Below are 17,750 nucleotides of genomic sequence, written 5' to 3'. Positions count from 1 at the left end.
AGCCGCTTTCTTTTGCCTACTTTTCTTTGCGGCCGGCAAAGAAAAGTAGGTGCCCCCCCGCACAGGGGGAACGCTAATAGACCACTAACAAAACAAGGAAAGGCCAACACCACAAGCACACAGAAACAAAGCGCCGAGCAGGCAAAAAAGCTTAGGAGAGGAAATGATGACCCCAACAAAAACCACCCGTCGCCTGGAAGGCGAATTCGACTACATCATAGTAGGCGCCGGCACGGCAGGTTGCGTGCTAGCCAACCGCCTGACCGAGGACCCGGAAATAACCGTGCTCCTATTGGAAGCAGGTGGCAAGGACGACTACCACTGGATCCACGTGCCGGTAGGCTATCTCTACTGCATCGGCAACCCTCGCACGGACTGGCTCTACAAAACCCAACCAGAACCCGGCCTGAACGGCCGCTCGCTGTCATACCCGCGGGGCAGAGTATTAGGCGGCAGCTCATCGATAAACGGCATGATCTACATGCGCGGCCAGCGCGAAGACTACGATGAATGGGCCCGCGTGACCAGCGACGCCTGCTGGTCCTGGTCCTCAGTCCTCCCCATCTTCAAACGCAGCGAAGACCACCACGCCGGCGCATCCGAATCGCATGGAACAGGCGGCCCCTGGCGCGTCGAAAAACAACGTCTCAAATGGAAAATTCTCGAAGAATTTTCAAAAGCCGCGCAGCAAACCGGCATCCCCGCCACGGATGACTTCAATCGCGGTGACAACACCGGCGTCGGCTACTTCGACGTCAATCAGAAACGCGGCATTCGCTGGAGTGCGTCGAAAGCGTTTCTGCGTCCCGCGCTCAGGCGTCCGAATCTCACGATCATCACTGGCGCACACACACAACGTGTCGTATTCGAAGGACGCCGCTGCACAGGCGTCGAATATCGCGGCGACAACACCGATTACCTCGCCAAAGCCCGCTGCGAAGTGATCCTCAGCTCAGGCGCGGTCAACTCGCCGCAATTGCTGGAACTGTCCGGCATCGGCAACGGCGCACGTCTGCAGAATCTGGGCATCGAGGTCATCAAGGATCTGCGCGGCGTCGGCGAAAATCTGCAGGACCATTTGCAACTGCGCATGGCCTACAAGGTCGATGGCGTGCGCACGCTCAATACCGCGTCCGCACACTGGTGGGGCAAGCTGATGATCGGCGTGCAGTACGCGCTCTTCCAAAGCGGTCCAATGTCGATGTCGCCCTCGCAACTCGGCGCGTTCGCCAAATCCGATCCGGAAGATCGATCGCTCACGCGTCCCGACCTCGAATACCACGTGCAGCCGCTCTCGCTCGATCGCTTCGGCGAACCGCTGCATCGCTTCAATGCGTTCACCGCGTCGGTGTGCCACTTGCGGCCAACCTCGCGCGGCAGCATTCACATTGAATCGACCGATCCTTCGGCGCCGCCGTTGATCGCACCGAACTATCTGTCGACCGATTACGACCGGCATGTCGCCGCCAACGCGCTGCGTCTCACGCGCCGTATCGCCGCTGCGCCTGCTCTCGCGCGCTATCGGCCGCAAGAGATCCTGCCCGGCATCCAGTATCAGACGGAGGAAGAGCTTCAGCAGGCCGCCGGCGTGGTCGGGACGACCATCTTTCATCCGGTCGGCACCTGCCGCATGGGGACGAGCGACGATCCGGGCGCCGTGGTCGATAACCGCTTGCGAGTAATCGGTGTTGACGGGTTGCGCGTTGTCGACGCATCGGTCATGCCGACCATCACCTCGGGCAACACCAACTCGCCGACCCTGATGATCGCCGAGCGCGCCAGCGACATGATCCGCGAGGATCGCCGCGCGCGCGTGGCCGGCAGTGTCGCGCCGAAAACGAGCGGCTCGCCTTCAATGTCAGCCGTGTGACAACCGGCAGGACATCCCCGGCTAAAGCGGGCATCAAAGCCCGGGGCCGAGGCCGTGGCAGGCCTCGGCCGCCCTTCGCGCGTGCATAAAGCAGGCGTCCTCCACTAAGTGCAAATCCCAATGAATGCGCTGCATCATTGGCGCGACAATGGCAGCCATGCTGCGTGTGGCGCCATGGATTACCGTCCGGATTGGTGCAGCACGCCAACGAGCGCGCACGGGGTTGCCGCCGTCATCAAACGTCGCGCGGCGGTTCGCGCGGAAGATTGTAGTGCTTCGCCTTACTCCGTATGGAAGGGAACATGATTCTCGGCGATACGATTCTCGAAACGCGCGGCCTCACCCGCGAGTTCAAAGGCTTCATTGCCGTGAACGGCGTGAACCTGCGCGTGCGCCGTGGCTCGATCCATGCGCTGATCGGCCCAAATGGGGCAGGCAAGACCACCTGCTTCAATCTGCTCACCAAATTTCTCGAACCGACGGCGGGTCAGATCGTCTTTAACGGTGTCGATATCACCGGCGAACGACCGGCGCAGATTGCGCGGCGCGGCATCATCCGCTCGTTTCAGATTTCCGCTGTATTTCCACATCTGACGGCATTGCAGAACGTGCGCATTGGTTTGCAGCGCGTGCTCGGCACCGCATTTCATTTCTGGAAGAGCGAACGCACGCTGCGCCAACTCGACGACCGCGCCATGGACTTGCTCACGCAGGTCGGATTGACCGATTTCGCCGACGTGCTGACAGTAGAACTGTCCTACGGACGCAAGCGGGCGCTGGAAATCGCCACCACGCTCGCGATGGAACCGGAATTGATGCTGCTCGACGAGCCGACGCAAGGCATGGGCCATGAAGACGTCGATCGCGTCACGGCGCTGATCAAAAAAGTATCGACCGGCCGCACGATTCTGATGGTCGAGCACAACATGAACGTGATCGCCGGCATTTCCGACACAATCACCGTGCTGCAACGGGGCGAAGTGCTCGCCGAAGGCAGCTACGCCGAAGTATCGAAGAATCCGCTCGTGATGCAAGCCTATATGGGCAGCGCCGACGCGGCGCTCGCCGGAGCCCACGCATGAATACGATTGCCGAGCGCGAAAGCCTCGAAGTGAGCGGGACGGCCGGCGGTGCCCCCGCGTTGGAAATCGCGGGTTTGCAGGCGTGGTACGGCGAATCCCATATCTTGCACGGCGTCGATCTGACGGTGAACCGTGGCGAAGTCGTCACGCTGCTCGGCCGCAACGGTGCGGGCCGCACCACGACGCTGCGCGCGATCATGGGGCTCACCGGCCGGCGCACCGGCTCGATCCGCATCGGCGGACGTGAAACCATCAACCTGCCCACGCACCGCATCGCGCATTGCGGCATCGGCTATTGCCCGGAAGAACGCGGGATTTTTTCGAGCCTGTCGTGTGAAGAAAACCTGCTGTTGCCGCCGCCCGTCGGCGACAAGGCGCACATGATGTCGCTCGAAGAAATCTATGCGATGTTTCCGAACCTGCACGAACGCCGCATGAGCCAGGGCACGCGTCTGTCGGGCGGCGAGCAACAGATGCTGGCGGTTGCGCGCATTTTACGCACCGGCGCGAGCCTGCTGCTCCTCGACGAAATATCCGAAGGCCTTGCACCCGTCATCGTGCAGGCGCTCGCGCGCATGATCGTCACGCTCAAGGCGCGCGGCTACACGGTCGTGATGGTCGAACAGAATTTCCGCTTTGCCGCGCCGCTCGCCGATCGCTTCTACGTGATGGAGCACGGCGGCATCGTTGAACACTTCGAGGCCAGTGAACTCGAAAGCAAGATGCCGGTACTGCACGATCTACTGGGCGTATAAAAAAAGCGCCCGATTGCCTCTGATAACCACAAGCCAGGAAACCAGGAGACAGGAATGAAAAAGAACCCACTCGCGCGGCTAGCCACACGTTGTTTCGCGGTCGCCGCCGGCGCCGCATTGACGATGGGCAGCGCGCAGGCCGCTGACGATGCCGTAAAGATCGGCTTCATCACCGACATGTCGGGTCTGTATGCTGATATCGACGGGCAGGGCGGTCTCGAAGCGATCCGCATGGCGGTCGCGGACTTCGGCGGCAAGGTCAACGGCAAGCCGATTACCGTGGTCTATGCCGATCACCAGAACAAGGCGGATATCGCGGCGTCGCGCGCACGTGAATGGTTCGATCGGGACGGCGTCGATTTGCTGATCGGCGGCACGAACTCGGCAACCGGATTGTCGATGAACACGGTTGCCGCTGAAAAGAAGAAGGTCTACGTCAGCATCGGCGCGGGCGCCGACACGCTGACCAACGAGCAATGCACGCCGTACACGATCCACTACGCGTACGACACGACGGCGCTCGCCAAGGGCACGGGCTCGGCGGTGACGAAGCAGGGCGGCAAGACGTGGTACTTCCTGACGGCAGACTACGCGTTCGGCAAGGCGCTCGAAAAGAATACCGCCGACGTGGTGAAAGCGAGCGGCGGACAGGTGCTGGGCGAGGTGCGCCATCCGCTGTCGGCGTCGGACTTCTCGTCGTTCCTGTTGCAGGCGCAAGCATCGAAGGCGCAGATTCTGGGCCTTGCCAACGCCGGCGGCGACACGATCAACTCGATCAAGGCCGCGAAGGAATTCGGCGTCACCAAGACGATGAAGCTCGCCGCACTGCTGGTGTTCATCAACGATATCCACAGCCTGGGTCTGGAAACGACGCAAGGCCTGGTGCTGACGGATAGCTGGTACTGGAACAAGGACGCCAACACGCGCAAGTGGGCGCAGCGCTACTTCGACAAGATGAGGAAGATGCCGTCGAGCCTGCAGGCCGCCGACTACTCGGCGACCATGACCTACCTGAAGGCGGTGCAGGCAGTCGGCTCGACCGATTCGGACAAGGTGATGGCGCAACTGAAGAAGACCAAGGTCGACGACTTTTTCGCGAAGGGCTACATCCGTCAGGACGGCAGCATGATCCACGACATGTACCTGATGCAGGTGAAGACGCCGGCCGAATCCAAAGAGCCGTGGGACTACTACAAGATCACCGCGACGATCCCTGGCGAGCAGGCGTTCACGACCAAGGCGGAAACGCGCTGCGCGCTGTGGAAGTAAGCGCGGACTGAAGGCTGTCTGCCTGCTGCTGCGTGTCGCATGCGTTGCATTGCATGCCGTTGCATGGGCGGGCAGGCGGCAAACCGTTTCACATGCCGCGCGGGACCGGCGAAATTGCGCCGATCCCGCGCCGCCCGGATCGTGCGTCACCGATCTCACCTTGGCGATGGGTTAAGGCTTCAATGGAAATCTTTGGCATTCCGCTACCGGCGATGCTGAGCCAGCTGCTGCTGGGGCTCGTGAATGGCTCGTTCTACGCGATTCTGAGTCTCGGCCTTGCGGTGATCTTCGGCTTGCTCAACGTGATCAACTTCGCGCACGGTGCGTTGTTCATGCTCGGCGCGATGCTCGCGTGGATGGGCTTCTCGTATTTCGGCCTGCCGTACTGGGCGATGCTGGTGCTCGCGCCGCTGATCGTCGGCGTGTTCGGCATGGCGATCGAGCGCTCGATGCTGCGCTGGCTGTATAAGCTCGATCATCTGTATGGCCTGCTGCTCACATTCGGACTCACGCTCGTCGTGGAAGGCGTGTTCCGCTCGGTCTACGGTTCTTCCGGTCAGCCGTACGACGTGCCGTCGGCGCTTTCCGGCGCGACCAATCTCGGCTTCATGTTTCTGCCGAACTATCGCGCGTGGGTCGTGGTGGCCTCGCTGGTGGTCTGCTTCGCGACGTGGTTCGTGATCGAGAAGACGCGTCTTGGCGCCTACCTTCGTGCGGGCACCGAGAACCCGAAACTGGTCGAGGCGTTCGGCATCAACGTGCCGCTGATGATCACGCTCACCTACGGCTTCGGCGTCGCGCTTGCAGCGTTTGCCGGCGTGCTCGCGGCACCCGTGATTCAGGTCTCGCCGCTGATGGGCCAGCCGATGATCATCACCGTGTTCGCGGTGGTGGTGATCGGCGGAATGGGTTCGATCATGGGCTCGATTCTCACCGGTCTGCTGCTCGGCGTGATCGAAGGGCTGACGCGCGTGTTTTACCCGGAAGCGTCGGCGACCGTCGTCTTCGTGATCATGGCGCTCGTGTTGCTGGTGCGCCCGGCGGGTCTCTTCGGCAAGGAAAAATGATGCAGAGAAAAGCGCTCTACGGTCTGCTGCTGATCGTGCTCCTCGCGGTGCCCGTGCTCGGCATCTATCCGCTGTTCGTGATGAAGGTGATGTGCTTCGCGCTGTTCGCGGCGGCGTTCAATCTGTTGATCGGCTACACCGGTTTGCTGTCGTTCGGCCACGCGATGTTTCTCGCCTCGGCCGGCTACATCACCGGCTATGCGGTGCAGACCCTCGGCTTTTCGCCGGAGCTCGGCGTGCTGGCCGGCACGGCGTCCGCGACCTTGCTTGGATTGATCGTCGGGCTCTTCGCGATCCGCCGGCAGGGCATCTACTTCGCGATGGTGACGCTGGCGCTCGCGCAGATGGTCTACTTCGTGTTCCTGCAAGCGCCGTTCACGCACGGCGAGGACGGTCTGCAAGGCGTGCCGCGCGGCAAACTGTTCGGCTTGCTGAATCTGTCGTCCGACGTGACGCTGTACTTTGTCGTGCTCGCCGTCATGGTGCTGGCGTTCCTGCTGATCGTGCGGATCGTGCATTCGCCGTTCGGTCAGGTGCTGGTGGCGATCAAGGAAAACGAGCCGCGGGCTGTGTCGCTCGGCTACGATACGGATCGCTTCAAGCTGCTGGCGTTCATTCTGTCGGCGGGCATTGCCGGGTTGGCAGGCTCGCTCAAGGTGCTGGTGCAGGGCTTCGAGACCCTGGGCGACGCGTACTGGACGATGTCCGGGCTGGTGATCCTGATGACGCTGGTCGGCGGCATGGGCACGTTGTTCGGGCCGCTGCTCGGCGCGGCGCTGATCGTCGCGCTCGAGGACCGGCTGGGCGATATCGGCGCGGCGCTGGCGTCGTCCACGGGCGTCGAATGGTTCCGGTCGTTGGGCGAATCGGTGACCATTGTGACCGGTGTGATTTTCATCGCATGCGTGCTGGCGTTCCGGCGCGGCATTGTCGGCGAGATCGTCGCGCGGGTGCGGCCATTGCGGGCGTGAAACCGGACAGCATTCGAAATTGATTCGGGATCCGATATAAATCGGGTGAGGTTGCGGTCGGCGCCGGCGAATAGCGACGCGACCGATTGGCGCAAAACGTGCCCCAATTCAGTGCCGCAGTGCACCACTAGGGTAATTGCTAGTTGTAGAGGGCCAGGTGCTCGTTTAATCTTCATCCAGTTCTGATGCACCACGAATTTTGCAGGTGGAGAACGAGGAGACAATGAGGCACTCAGTGCCCAGACGAAAGCGCTGTCGGATTGATATCTGACAGCGCTTTTTATTTTGGCTTTTCATAAAGCGCTATTCAATTCTTCCGCTAATTCGGTGACCCTTTTTTATTCACCGAACGACTCCTGGTATCACAAGCCGATACCCGTGCAAAACGCTTGCAGCGCGCGCGTCTGGTCCGCTAAACTCGCTATTCACCGACCGCTGGGTCGGGATTTAAATCCGTGGATTTAAATTCAAATGAATAACGAGGCAAATAGAGGAGCGGGATGAAGTCGGCATTGCGTTGGATGAGCGCGGCATTGGTCGCCACCGGAGTGTCCGCAGCATGGAGCAGCCATGCGTTCGCGGACGTGAAAATCGGCGTCACCGTGTCGGCAACGGGCCCGGCAGCGTCGCTCGGCATTCCGGAAAAGAACACGATTGCGTTGTTGCCCAAAGAAGTGGCGGGCCAGAAAATCGACTACATCGTGCTCGACGATGCCACCGATTCGACCCAGGCGGTCAAGAACACGCGCAAGCTCACCAGCGAAGATCATGTGGATGCGCTGATCGGCTCGACCATCGTGCCGAACTCGCTTGCGATGATCGACGTCGCCGCGGAAAGCGCCACGCCGATGATCTCGATGGCTGCGGCCGCAACCACCGTCGAACCCATGGACGCGAAGCGCGCCTGGGTCTTCAAGACGCCGCAAAACGACATTCTGATGGCCACCGCAATCGCGCAGCACATGGCGAATCACGGCGTGAAGACAGTCGCATTCATTGGGTTTGCCGATGCCTACGGCGAAAGCTGGTTCAAGGAATTCGGCAAGGCCGCCGATCTCGCCAGGATCAAAATCGTCGCGAACGAACGTTTCGCGCGCAACGATGCGTCAGTGACCGGCCAGGTTCTGAAGATCATGTCGCAGAATCCGGATGCGGTGCTGATCGCCGGCGCGGGCACGCCGGCCGCACTGCCGCAGAAAACCCTTAAAGAACGTGGCTACAAGGGCAAGTACTATCAGACGCACGGCGTCGCCAATAACGACTTCCTGCGCGTGTGCGGCAAGGATTGCGAAGGCACCTATCTGCCGGCCGGCCCGTTGCTGGTCGCCGACCAGTTACCCGATTCGAATCCGGTGAAGAAGACCGCGCTTGCCTACAAGCACGCATACGAAGCCGCGTACGGCGCCGGCTCGGTTTCGACCTTCGGCGGTCACGCATGGGATGCAGGCTTGCTGCTGCAGCGCGCGATTCCGTTGGCGTTGAAGAAGGGGCAGCCCGGTACGCCAGCCTTCCGCGAAGCGCTGCGTGCAGCGCTTGAAAGCACCAAAGACATGTCCGCTGCGCACGGCATCTTCAACATGAGCGCGAACGATCACGCTGGCCTCGACCAGCGGGCGCGCGTGATGGTGGAGATTGTCGGCGGCAAGTGGAAGCTGTCCGGCGACTGAGCGAAGGCGAAGCGATACGGAATCCAACCCGAAAGACGCGTGCAGTTGACGCGTCTTTTTTATTGCCCGCACGCGCCATTGCGGTGTGGGGCGCGCCGCGGATCGACGCTGGATGAGCGGCGGAAGCGGCCAGCTTCAGGACAAACCCGCATTCGGGAGAGAGTCTATTGACCGTGGATGATGCAGAACGCAATACTACTAACATGTTAGTGGTTTGTATGCGCGCAAACACACGCACAAAATCGCAGTAGCGGTACGCAGCAGGGGAGAGGGTATTCGCGCTGAGCAGGGAAAACCATGCTTGGCATGCCTGAACCCTATAACTAGATTCAGACACCCGGTTCGTGAGCCGGATTACAGCTACGCGCTTCAAAGCGTTTGGAGACTTGCAATGAAAAAGACAAAGCAATGGGTGCGCACCGGCGTCGCAATGGCACTGATGTGCGGCGCGGGCGCAACCTTCGCGCAGGTGAAAATCGGTGTCACGTTGTCCACGACGGGGCCGGCCGCATCGCTCGGGATTCCTGAGAAGAACACGATTGCGCTGCTGCCGAAGGAAATCGGCGGCAAGACCGTGCAGTACATCGTGCTCGACGACGCATCCGACACCGGCAAGGCCGTGCAGAACACGCGCAAGCTGATCGATGAAGACCACGTCGACGCGATCATCGGTTCGACGGTCACGCCGAACTCGCTTGCGATGCTCGATCCTGTCTCCGAAGGCAAGACGCCTATGATCTCGCTGGCGGCCTCCGCGGCGATCATCTCGCCGATGGATGCGAAGCGTAGCTGGGCCTTCAAGACGCCGCAGAACGACGATCTGATGGCCGACGCGATCGCCGACTACATGGAAAAGCATGGTATCAAGACGGTCGGCCTCATCGGCTTTGCCGATGCCTATGGCGACAACTGGAGCAAGGTGTTCGGCGCGGCGGCCGCCGCGCATCACCTGAATATCGTGTCGAGCGAGCGCTACAACCGCACCGATGCGTCGGTGACGGGCCAGGTACTGAAGACGATGGGTGCGAATCCGGATGCGGTGCTGATCGCCGGTTCGGGCACGCCGGCGGCGCTGCCGGCCAAGACGCTCAAGGAGCGTGGCTACAAGGGCAAGGTCTACCAGACTCACGGCGTCGCCAACAACGACTTCCTGCGCGTGTGCGGCAAGGATTGCGATGGCGAGCTGTTGCCGGCCGGCCCGATCCTCGTGGCCGATCAGTTGCCGGAATCGAATCCCGTGAAAAAGTCGTCGGAAGCGTACAAGAACGCCTATGAGAAGGCGTACGGTGCGGGCTCGGTGTCGACCTTCGGTGGCCATGCATGGGATGCCGGCCAGTTGTTGCAACGGGCGATTCCCGAAGCGCTGAAGACCGCGCAACCGGGCACGGAAGCGTTCCGCGTCGCACTGCGCGCGGCGCTCGAGAACGTCAAGGAGCTGCCGCTCGCGCACGGCATCATGAACACCACCACGACCGACCACAACGGCCTCGACAAGCGTGCACGCGTGATCGTGCAGATCGTCGACGGCAAGTGGAAGCTGCAGAACGACTAAAGCCAAAAACGGTACGCGCCTCTCGCGCAACGTGCGGCTGCTGACGCCGCATTGCCATTCTGTTCGATGACAATGGCAACGACCGCCGCGCCGTGTTCCGGCGCGGCGGTCGCCTTTTCAGGCATTGCAGGTCGATGGCCGGCCGCAGGTTTTGCCGCCACGACGCTTTCCCGGTTTCGATTTCGACGCTTCAGGACGAGGAAGTATGGATCTATCAATTGCGGCGATCCTCGCGCAGGATGGCATCACCACCGGCGCGATCTACGCGCTGCTCGCGCTCGCGCTGGTGCTGGTGTTCTCCGTGACGCGGGTGATTTTTATCCCGCAGGGGGAGTTTGTTTCGTACGGCGCGCTGACGCTCGCTGCACTGCAGACACAAAAATTTCCGGCGACGTGCTGGTTGCTGATGGCGATGGGCGCCGCCTGTTTCGTCGTCGAGACGGCGGGGCTGGTGCGGCATCCCGAACGGCGCCGGCATGCAGCACGCACGCTGGTGATGCTGGTCAGCAAATATCTGCTGTTCCCGATCGCCGTGTATGCGCTCACGCGCGGTGTTTTCCTACAACCGCTGCCGATGCTCGCACAGATCGCGCTGACGCTGCTGATCGTGATTCCGATGGGACCGTTCGTGTACCGGCTCGCGTATGAGCCGATCGCGGAGGCGACCACGCTGTTGCTGCTGATCGTCGCGGTGGCGGTGCACTTCGCGATGGTCGGCCTGGGGCTCGTGATGTTCGGCGCGGAAGGCTCGCGTACCACCGCATTCTCCGATGCGACCTTCAATCTCGGCAGTCTGTCGATCTCCGGGCAGAGCTTGTGGGTGGTCGGCACGGCAGTCGTACTGATCGGCGCGCTGTACCTGTATTTCGACCGCTCGATCTCGGGTAAGGCTTTGCGCGCGACGTCGGTGAATCGCCTCGGCGCGCGACTGGTGGGCATAGGCACGACGCAAGCAGGGCGCCTCGCGTTCACGCTCGCTGCGGGGCTCGGTGCGCTGTGCGGGATTCTCGTTGCACCCTTGACCACCATCTACTACGACTCGGGCTTCCTGATCGGTTTGAAGGGCTTCGTGGGCGCCATTATCGGCGGCCTGGTCAGCTATCCGCTAGCGGCGGCCGGCTCGGTTCTGGTCGGCCTGCTGGAGTCGTATTCGTCGTTCTGGGCGAGCGCTTATAAGGAAGTGATCGTGTTCACGCTGATCATCCCGGTGCTGCTATGGCGAAGTCTTGCCAGCCCGCACGCCGAAGAGGACGAGGAGTGACACGATGAAACGGATCATGCAAAACAAGTTCTTCTGGCTGTTCCTCGTGGTGCTGTTCGCACTGCCAGTGTTGCCGCAGCCGATCCATGTGCCCGAGTACTGGGTGACGCTGCTTAACTATATCGGCCTGTATTCGATTGTCGCCATCGGGCTTGTGCTGCTTACCGGTATCGGCGGGATGACGAGCTTCGGGCAGGCGGCGTTCGTCGGTATCGGCGCGTATGCGACCGCGTATCTGACGACGCGGTATGGCATGTCGCCGTGGCTCGCGCTGATCGCGGGTGTGGTGGTGACGGCGTTGATCGCGCTGATGCTGGGGCTCGTGACGATGCGCCTATCCGGTCACTTTCTGCCGCTCGGCACGATCGCGTGGGGACTCGCGCTGTTCTATCTGTTCGGCAATATGGAGATGCTCGGCAAGTACGACGGCATCAACGGCATTCCGGTGTTGAATGTTTTTGGCATCAATCTGGAGTCGGGCCGGCATATCTATTACCTGATCTGGCTGGCCGTGCTGGGCGCGGTGATCTCTGTTCAAAATCTGCTTAATAGCCGGCCTGGGCGGGCGATTCGCGCATTGCGCGGCGGCGGCATGATGGCCGAAGCGATGGGCGTGAATACAGGCTGGATGCGTGTGGTGATCTTCGTCTACGCAGCGGTGTTGGCGTCGATCTCGGGCTTCCTGTACGCACACTTGCAACGCGCGGTGAATCCGACGCCGTTCGGTCTGAACCATGGCATCGAGTTTCTGTTTATGGCGGTGGTGGGCGGGGTGTCGCATGTGTGGGGCGCGGTGCTCGGCGCGGCAATTCTCACCGTGTTGCAGGACTACCTGCAAACGCTGCTGCCGAAGCTGCTCGGTGAAAACGGCAACTTCGAAGTGATCGTGTTCGGCATCTTGATGGTGCTGTTGCTGCAATACGCTCGCCAAGGCGTGTGGCCGTTCGTCGCGCGGTTTTTCCCGCGCGGGCCACGCGCGCATCTGCCGGATCATGCGGATCCGTTGCCGCAACGCAGCAAGCCTGCGGCCGGCGAAAGCCTGTTGATCGTCAATAAAGCACGCAAGCAATTCGGCGGACTGGTGGCGGTGAACGACGTCAGCTTCGAGGTGAACGCAGGGCAGATCATCGGTTTGATCGGGCCGAACGGGGCGGGCAAGTCTACGACCTTCAATCTGGTCACCGGTGTGCTGCAAGCGACCAGCGGTGAGATCACGTTTCGCGGCGAGCGGATCGACGCGCTGAGTTCACGTGAAATCGTCAAACGCGGGATCGGCCGGACCTTCCAGCACGTCAAGCTGTTGCCGGCAATGACGGTGCTGGAGAACGTCGCGATCGGCGCACATCTGCGCGGCCATGCCGGCGTCTGGCGCAGTGTCGCGCGGCTGAACGGTGCGGAAGAAGCACGCCTGATGGCAGAAGCGGCCCGGCAGATTCGCCGTGTCGGACTCGAGCAGCATATGTACGATGAAGCCGGCAGCCTGGCCTTGGGGCAGCAGCGGATTCTCGAAATCGCTCGGGCGTTGTGTTGCGATCCCACTTTGCTGCTACTGGACGAACCGGCGGCGGGTCTGCGTTATCAGGAAAAATTGCAGCTTGCCGACTTGTTGCGCCGGCTCAAAGCTGAAGGGATGAGTGTGCTGCTGGTCGAGCACGATATGGATTTTGTGATGAATCTGACCGACCGCCTGGTGGTCATGGAGTTCGGCACCCGGATCGCGGAAGGCTTGCCGCAGGACGTGCAGCAGGATCCGGCCGTGCTTGAGGCGTATCTGGGCGGGGTGGAATGATGGAGACAACAATGAGCCACACTACGCCCATTCTCGACGTCGATGGATTGTCGGTTCGCTATGGCAAGGTCGAGGCGTTGCATGGCGCGGGGATCAAAGTGCAGCCGGGGCAAATCGTCTCGGTGATCGGTCCGAATGGCGCGGGTAAGTCCACGCTGCTCAACGCGATCATGGGCGCACTGCCGTCGACCGGACACGCCCAGGGCACAATCCGTTATCAGGGTGAAGACGTCAGCGTGGTGCCGGTTGAAAAACGGGTGGCGCGCGGCATGTGTCTGGTGCCGGAAAAGCGCGAGCTATTTTCAACGATGACGGTCGAGGACAATCTCGTCCTCGGCGCGTATCGGCGCAAGCGGGCAGGGGAGCGTAACTTTCTCGACCAGATCGAGCCGGTTTTTACGTTGTTTCCGCGGTTGAAGGAGCGCCGCAAGCAGGCGGCGGGGACGTTGTCCGGTGGCGAGCGGCAGATGTTGGCGGTTGGGCGCGCGCTGATGGGTAAGCCCGATTTGCTGATGCTCGACGAGCCGAGCCTGGGTCTGGCGCCGTTGATCGTTAAAGAGATTTTTCACATCATCAGTGCGCTGCGGCAAACAGGTGTAGCGACACTGTTGATCGAGCAGAATGCGCGCGCTGCGTTGCAAATTTCCGACTATGGCTATGTTCTGGAAACTGGGGAACTGGCGCTAGAAGGGCCCGCGGCGGATCTGGCGCAGAATCCGCGGGTTATCGAGACGTATCTGGGGTTGGCCAAGAAAGTGGCTTGATTCCGCAGTCTGCGTTTGCTCGCGTTTGTTCAAAGCGGTGTGTTTCACGTGAAACACACCGCTTTTTTTCATGGTTAGGCGTTCGGCCGAAATTCGGGCCTAAACCGAACCCGCTATAATTCGCCCATACATTTTCCTCTGAAAGGCTCACGCGACGATCTGGCGTGAGATCCGCAATGCTTTATCCCACAGAATTTGACGTAATCGTCGTCGGCGGTGGTCATGCCGGTACCGAAGCCGCCTTGGCCTCGGCGCGTATGGGCAATACCACCCTCCTGCTGACGCATAACATCGAAACCCTCGGTCAGATGAGCTGCAACCCGTCCATTGGCGGTATTGGCAAGGGCCATCTGGTGAAAGAGGTCGATGCGCTCGGCGGGGCGATGGCCGCTGCGACGGATGAGGGCGGAATCCAGTTCCGTATCCTCAATTCGTCGAAGGGTCCGGCCGTCCGTGCCACGCGCGCACAGGCCGATCGTCTGCTGTACAAGCAGGCGATCCGGCATCGTCTGGAGAATCAGCCTAACTTGTGGCTGTTCCAGCAAGCCGTCGACGATCTGATGGTGGAGGGCGACCGCGTCGTCGGTGCCGTCACGCAGGTGGGAATTCGCTTCCGCTCGCGCGCTGTCGTGCTGACGGCCGGGACGTTCCTCGACGGCAAAATTCACGTGGGTTTGAACAACTACACCGGCGGCCGCGCGGGTGACCCGGCCGCAGTTTCGCTGTCGGCCCGGTTAAAGGAGTTGAAGCTGCCTCAAGGTCGTCTCAAGACCGGTACGCCGCCACGGATCGACGGCCGCACGATTGATTTCTCGAAGCTCGAAGAGCAGCCGGGCGATCTTGATCCGGTGCCGGTCTTCTCGTTTCTCGGGCGCGTCGAGCAGCATCCGCGGCAAGTGCCGTGCTGGGTCACGCACACGAATGAGCGCACGCACGACATCATTCGCGGCGGGCTCGACCGGTCGCCGATGTACACGGGCGTGATCGAAGGGGTGGGGCCGCGCTACTGTCCGTCGATTGAAGACAAGATCCATCGCTTCGCATCGAAGGAATCGCACCAGATCTTCCTCGAACCAGAAGGGCTGACGACCAACGAGTTCTACCCCAACGGTATCTCGACCAGCCTGCCGTTCGATGTGCAGTTGGAACTCGTGCGTTCGATGCGCGGGTTGGAGCACGCCCATATTCTGCGACCCGGCTATGCGATCGAATACGATTATTTCGATCCGCGCGGGTTGAAGGCATCGCTGGAAACCAAGGTTATCAACGGGTTGTTCTTTGCCGGTCAGATCAACGGTACGACCGGGTATGAAGAAGCCGCGGCGCAGGGGCTGCTGGCGGGGATCAATGCCGGCTTGCACGTGCAGGGCAAAGAAGCCTGGTGCCCGCGTCGCGATCAGGCATACCTTGGCGTTCTGGTCGACGATCTGGTGACGCGCGGTGTGTCGGAGCCGTACCGGATGTTCACGAGCCGCGCCGAGTACCGCCTGAGCTTGCGTGAAGACAATGCGGATATGCGTCTGACTGAAATAGGGCGCGAACTTGGCGTCGTCGATGACGTTCGCTGGGATGCGTTCAGCCGCAAGCGCGACGTTGTTTCACGTGAAACAGAACGTCTTCGCGCGACGTGGGTTAATCCTAAGACGTTACCGGCCGAAGAAGCGACTGCATTACTCGGCAAGCCGATCGACCACGAATACAGCCTCGCCGATCTGTTGCGCCGTCCGGGCGTCACCTACGACGGTGTCTGCGGTTTGCGGGAAGGTGGATGCGCCGCGCCCGAAACGCTGGCCGAGGACGAATTGCTGCTTGCCCAGATCAAGGAGCAGATCGAGATCGGCATCAAGTATCAGGGTTATATCGACCGTCAAGCTGACGAGATCGAGCGAAATGAGGCGCATGAAAGTACCCGTCTGCCAGAGGGATTGGACTACGCGGAAGTAAGAGGGCTGTCGTTCGAGGCCCGCCAGAAGCTGACGCAATTCCGCCCGGAAACAATCGGCCAGGCATCACGGATCTCGGGCATTACACCGGCGGCGATCTCGCTATTGATGGTGCACTTGAAGCGCGGCTTGGGGCGTCGTTCGACAAAGCTGGCCGAACCCGGCACCGACAGCGGCACGCCGGTGACGCAATGACGGTACGCCAGAAGGGAAGCGGCGGAGAAGCGTTGGCGCCGTTGTTGGCGGACGGCGTTCGCGAACTTGGCCTCGATTTGACTGACGCCCAACTTGGCCAACTGCTCGACTACGTCGCATTGCTGGGAAAGTGGAATGCGGTCTACAACCTGACGGCGATCCGCGAGCCGCGTCAAATGCTGATTCAGCACATTCTGGATTCACTGTCGATCGTGCCGCATCTGGCGACGCGCGGCCCGTCCTCCGTGCTCGACGTGGGTTCCGGTGGCGGCTTGCCGGGAATCGTGCTGGCCATCGTCATGCCCGAATGGACTGTCACCGTGAACGACATCGTTCATAAAAAGACGGCTTTTCAGGCCCAGGCCAAGGCCGAGCTCGGTCTTGTGAATCTGTCGGTTGTCACCGGCCGGGTCGAAACATTGCAGCCCGGCGCCGAAGTACCGGCAAAGTTCGACGTAATCGTCTCGCGCGCATTCGCAGAGCTCGCGGATTTCGTTACACTGGCCCGTCACCTGGTCGCGGAGCGGGGCGCGATCTGGGCGATGAAGGGGGTGCGCCCGGACGGCGAGATCGAGCGCTTGCCTGCGGGCGCCCACGTGGAGCAGATCATTCGCCTGAATGTGCCGTCACTCGACGCCGAGCGGCATTTGATCAAGGTGCTGGTGGATGCCGAAAGTTGACGACGGCCGGTAGCCCGGCACCGCACCGAATACCAGAAGCACGAGCGCTTTCCAATTTACTCAAGCAGCAAAAGGGACACACCAACGATGGCAAAAATCTTTTGCGTTGCGAACCAGAAGGGCGGCGTCGGCAAGACGACGACAACGGTCAATCTGGCCGCTAGCTTGGCAGCGCAGGGGCAGCGTGTCCTTCTTATCGACCTGGATCCGCAGGGCAACGCCACGATGGGCAGCGGTATCGACAAGGCCGCTTGCGCGAACACCGTCTACGAAGTGCTTGTGGATGGCGTGTCGGTGGCAGAGGCGCGGGTGCGTCCTGAGGCTGTTAATTACGACGTGTTGCCGGCCAACCGTGAGCTGGCTGGCGCCGAGGTCGAGCTGGTCAGCGTGCAGAGCCGCGAGCGCCAATTGAAGGTTGCGCTGGCGGTTGTCGAAGGCGAATACGATTTCGTGCTGATAGACTGCCCGCCGGCTTTGTCGTTGCTCACGCTCAACGGCTTGTGCGCCGCACACGGCGTGGTGATTCCGATGCAGTGCGAGTACTTCGCGCTCGAGGGTCTGTCGGACCTTGTCAACACGATCAAGCAGGTGCACGCAAACCTGAATCGGGATCTGAAGGTAATCGGCTTGCTGCGCGTGATGTTCGATCCGCGTATCACACTGCAACAGCAAGTCTCCGATCAGCTGAAAGAGCATTTCGGCGACAAGGTGTTCGACGTGGTGATCCCGCGCAACGTACGTCTTGCCGAAGCGCCGAGCTACGGTTTGCCGGGCGTGGTGTTCGACCGGGCGTCGCGCGGTGCGCAAGCATATGTGCAGTTCGGCGCAGAAATGATTGAGCGGGTGCGCGCGCTGAATGACGCGCCCCAGGCATCCTAAGCGGAT

14 protein-coding genes are annotated in these 17,750 nt (G+C 61.2%); all 14 read left to right on the top strand.

Going from position 1 to position 17,750, the window contains the following annotated elements; genetic code table 11:
- The first annotated feature begins 163 nt into the window (after positions 1-163).
- The 14 genes from SB772_RS05620 to SB772_RS05555 all read left to right on the top strand — a co-directional run bounded on the left by SB772_RS05620 (position 164) and on the right by SB772_RS05555 (position 17,744).
- A complete protein-coding gene (locus SB772_RS05620; protein ID WP_410832302.1) occupies positions 164-1,870 on the top strand; it encodes a GMC family oxidoreductase in 1,707 nt (568 codons plus the stop codon).
- Between the two features lie 302 nt (positions 1,871-2,172).
- On the top strand, positions 2,173-2,952 hold the full coding sequence (locus SB772_RS05615; protein WP_410832301.1) for an ABC transporter ATP-binding protein: 780 nt from the start codon (positions 2,173-2,175) through the stop codon (positions 2,950-2,952).
- Positions 2,949-3,707: an ABC transporter ATP-binding protein gene (locus tag SB772_RS05610; RefSeq protein WP_410832300.1), complete on the top strand. Its 759-nt coding sequence runs from the start codon at positions 2,949-2,951 to the stop codon at positions 3,705-3,707. Before SB772_RS05615 ends, SB772_RS05610 begins: the two co-directional genes overlap by 4 nt.
- Before the next feature lie 54 nt (positions 3,708-3,761).
- Positions 3,762-4,976 (top strand): ABC transporter substrate-binding protein, encoded by a 1,215-nt coding sequence (locus SB772_RS05605; protein WP_410832299.1) that lies wholly within the window; start codon positions 3,762-3,764, stop codon positions 4,974-4,976.
- Between the two features lie 182 nt (positions 4,977-5,158).
- Positions 5,159-6,043, top strand: coding sequence for a branched-chain amino acid ABC transporter permease (locus SB772_RS05600; protein WP_410832298.1), 885 nt, complete (start codon positions 5,159-5,161; stop codon positions 6,041-6,043).
- Positions 6,043-7,014, top strand: coding sequence for a branched-chain amino acid ABC transporter permease (locus tag SB772_RS05595; protein WP_410832629.1), 972 nt, complete (start codon positions 6,043-6,045; stop codon positions 7,012-7,014). The genes SB772_RS05600 and SB772_RS05595 overlap by 1 nt, the downstream gene beginning before the upstream one ends.
- 500 nt (positions 7,015-7,514) lie before the next feature.
- Positions 7,515-8,681 carry an ABC transporter substrate-binding protein gene (locus tag SB772_RS05590; protein WP_410832297.1) on the top strand — a complete coding sequence of 389 codons (1,167 nt, stop codon included), beginning with the start codon at positions 7,515-7,517 and terminating at the stop codon, positions 8,679-8,681.
- A gap of 391 nt (positions 8,682-9,072) precedes the next feature.
- Positions 9,073-10,233, top strand: a complete 1,161-nt coding sequence (locus SB772_RS05585; protein WP_410832296.1) for an ABC transporter substrate-binding protein — start codon at positions 9,073-9,075, stop codon at positions 10,231-10,233.
- Positions 10,234-10,438: 205 nt separating this feature from the next.
- Entirely contained in the window at positions 10,439-11,494 is a 1,056-nt protein-coding gene (locus SB772_RS05580) for a branched-chain amino acid ABC transporter permease (RefSeq protein WP_410832295.1), read from the top strand.
- A 4-nt stretch (positions 11,495-11,498) separates the two neighbouring features.
- Positions 11,499-13,283: an ABC transporter permease subunit gene (locus SB772_RS05575; protein ID WP_410832294.1), complete on the top strand. Its 1,785-nt coding sequence runs from the start codon at positions 11,499-11,501 to the stop codon at positions 13,281-13,283.
- Positions 13,284-13,294: 11 nt separating this feature from the next.
- A complete protein-coding gene (locus SB772_RS05570; RefSeq protein ID WP_410832293.1) occupies positions 13,295-14,047 on the top strand; it encodes an ABC transporter ATP-binding protein in 753 nt (250 codons plus the stop codon).
- 176 nt (positions 14,048-14,223) lie between these two features.
- Positions 14,224-16,185 (top strand): tRNA uridine-5-carboxymethylaminomethyl(34) synthesis enzyme MnmG, encoded by a 1,962-nt coding sequence (mnmG, locus tag SB772_RS05565; protein ID WP_410832292.1) that lies wholly within the window; start codon positions 14,224-14,226, stop codon positions 16,183-16,185.
- The gene (rsmG, locus tag SB772_RS05560; RefSeq protein ID WP_410832291.1) at positions 16,182-16,865 is read left to right on the top strand and encodes a 16S rRNA (guanine(527)-N(7))-methyltransferase RsmG; all 684 of its coding nucleotides are present in this window, start codon (positions 16,182-16,184) and stop codon (positions 16,863-16,865) included. Before mnmG ends, rsmG begins: the two co-directional genes overlap by 4 nt.
- A gap of 87 nt (positions 16,866-16,952) precedes the next feature.
- Complete coding sequence (locus tag SB772_RS05555; protein ID WP_410832290.1) at positions 16,953-17,744, top strand: ParA family protein; 792 nt, start codon at positions 16,953-16,955, stop codon at positions 17,742-17,744.
- Positions 17,745-17,750 lie beyond the last annotated feature (6 nt).

This window comes from Paraburkholderia sp. SIMBA_030, assembly GCF_046535245.1.
Classification (GTDB): domain Bacteria; phylum Pseudomonadota; class Gammaproteobacteria; order Burkholderiales; family Burkholderiaceae; genus Paraburkholderia.
The sequence above is the reverse complement of the archived record's forward strand: the minus strand, read 5'-3'. Positions and strand labels throughout refer to the sequence as shown.

Excerpts from the sequence above, each read along its gene's own strand:
- SB772_RS05620 (WP_410832302.1), top strand. The coding sequence starts at position 164 with ATGATGACCCCAACAAAAACCACCCGTCGCCTGGAAGGCGAATTCGAC.
- SB772_RS05615 (WP_410832301.1), top strand. The coding sequence starts at position 2,173 with ATGATTCTCGGCGATACGATTCTCGAAACGCGCGGCCTCACCCGCGAG.
- SB772_RS05610 (WP_410832300.1), top strand. The coding sequence starts at position 2,949 with ATGAATACGATTGCCGAGCGCGAAAGCCTCGAAGTGAGCGGGACGGCC.
- SB772_RS05605 (WP_410832299.1), top strand. The coding sequence starts at position 3,762 with ATGAAAAAGAACCCACTCGCGCGGCTAGCCACACGTTGTTTCGCGGTC.
- SB772_RS05600 (WP_410832298.1), top strand. The coding sequence starts at position 5,159 with ATGGAAATCTTTGGCATTCCGCTACCGGCGATGCTGAGCCAGCTGCTG.
- SB772_RS05595 (WP_410832629.1), top strand. The coding sequence starts at position 6,043 with ATGCAGAGAAAAGCGCTCTACGGTCTGCTGCTGATCGTGCTCCTCGCG.
- SB772_RS05590 (WP_410832297.1), top strand. The coding sequence starts at position 7,515 with ATGAAGTCGGCATTGCGTTGGATGAGCGCGGCATTGGTCGCCACCGGA.
- SB772_RS05585 (WP_410832296.1), top strand. The coding sequence starts at position 9,073 with ATGAAAAAGACAAAGCAATGGGTGCGCACCGGCGTCGCAATGGCACTG.
- SB772_RS05580 (WP_410832295.1), top strand. The coding sequence starts at position 10,439 with ATGGATCTATCAATTGCGGCGATCCTCGCGCAGGATGGCATCACCACC.
- SB772_RS05575 (WP_410832294.1), top strand. The coding sequence starts at position 11,499 with ATGAAACGGATCATGCAAAACAAGTTCTTCTGGCTGTTCCTCGTGGTG.
- SB772_RS05570 (WP_410832293.1), top strand. The coding sequence starts at position 13,295 with ATGAGCCACACTACGCCCATTCTCGACGTCGATGGATTGTCGGTTCGC.
- mnmG (WP_410832292.1), top strand. The coding sequence starts at position 14,224 with ATGCTTTATCCCACAGAATTTGACGTAATCGTCGTCGGCGGTGGTCAT.
- rsmG (WP_410832291.1), top strand. The coding sequence starts at position 16,182 with ATGACGGTACGCCAGAAGGGAAGCGGCGGAGAAGCGTTGGCGCCGTTG.
- SB772_RS05555 (WP_410832290.1), top strand. The coding sequence starts at position 16,953 with ATGGCAAAAATCTTTTGCGTTGCGAACCAGAAGGGCGGCGTCGGCAAG.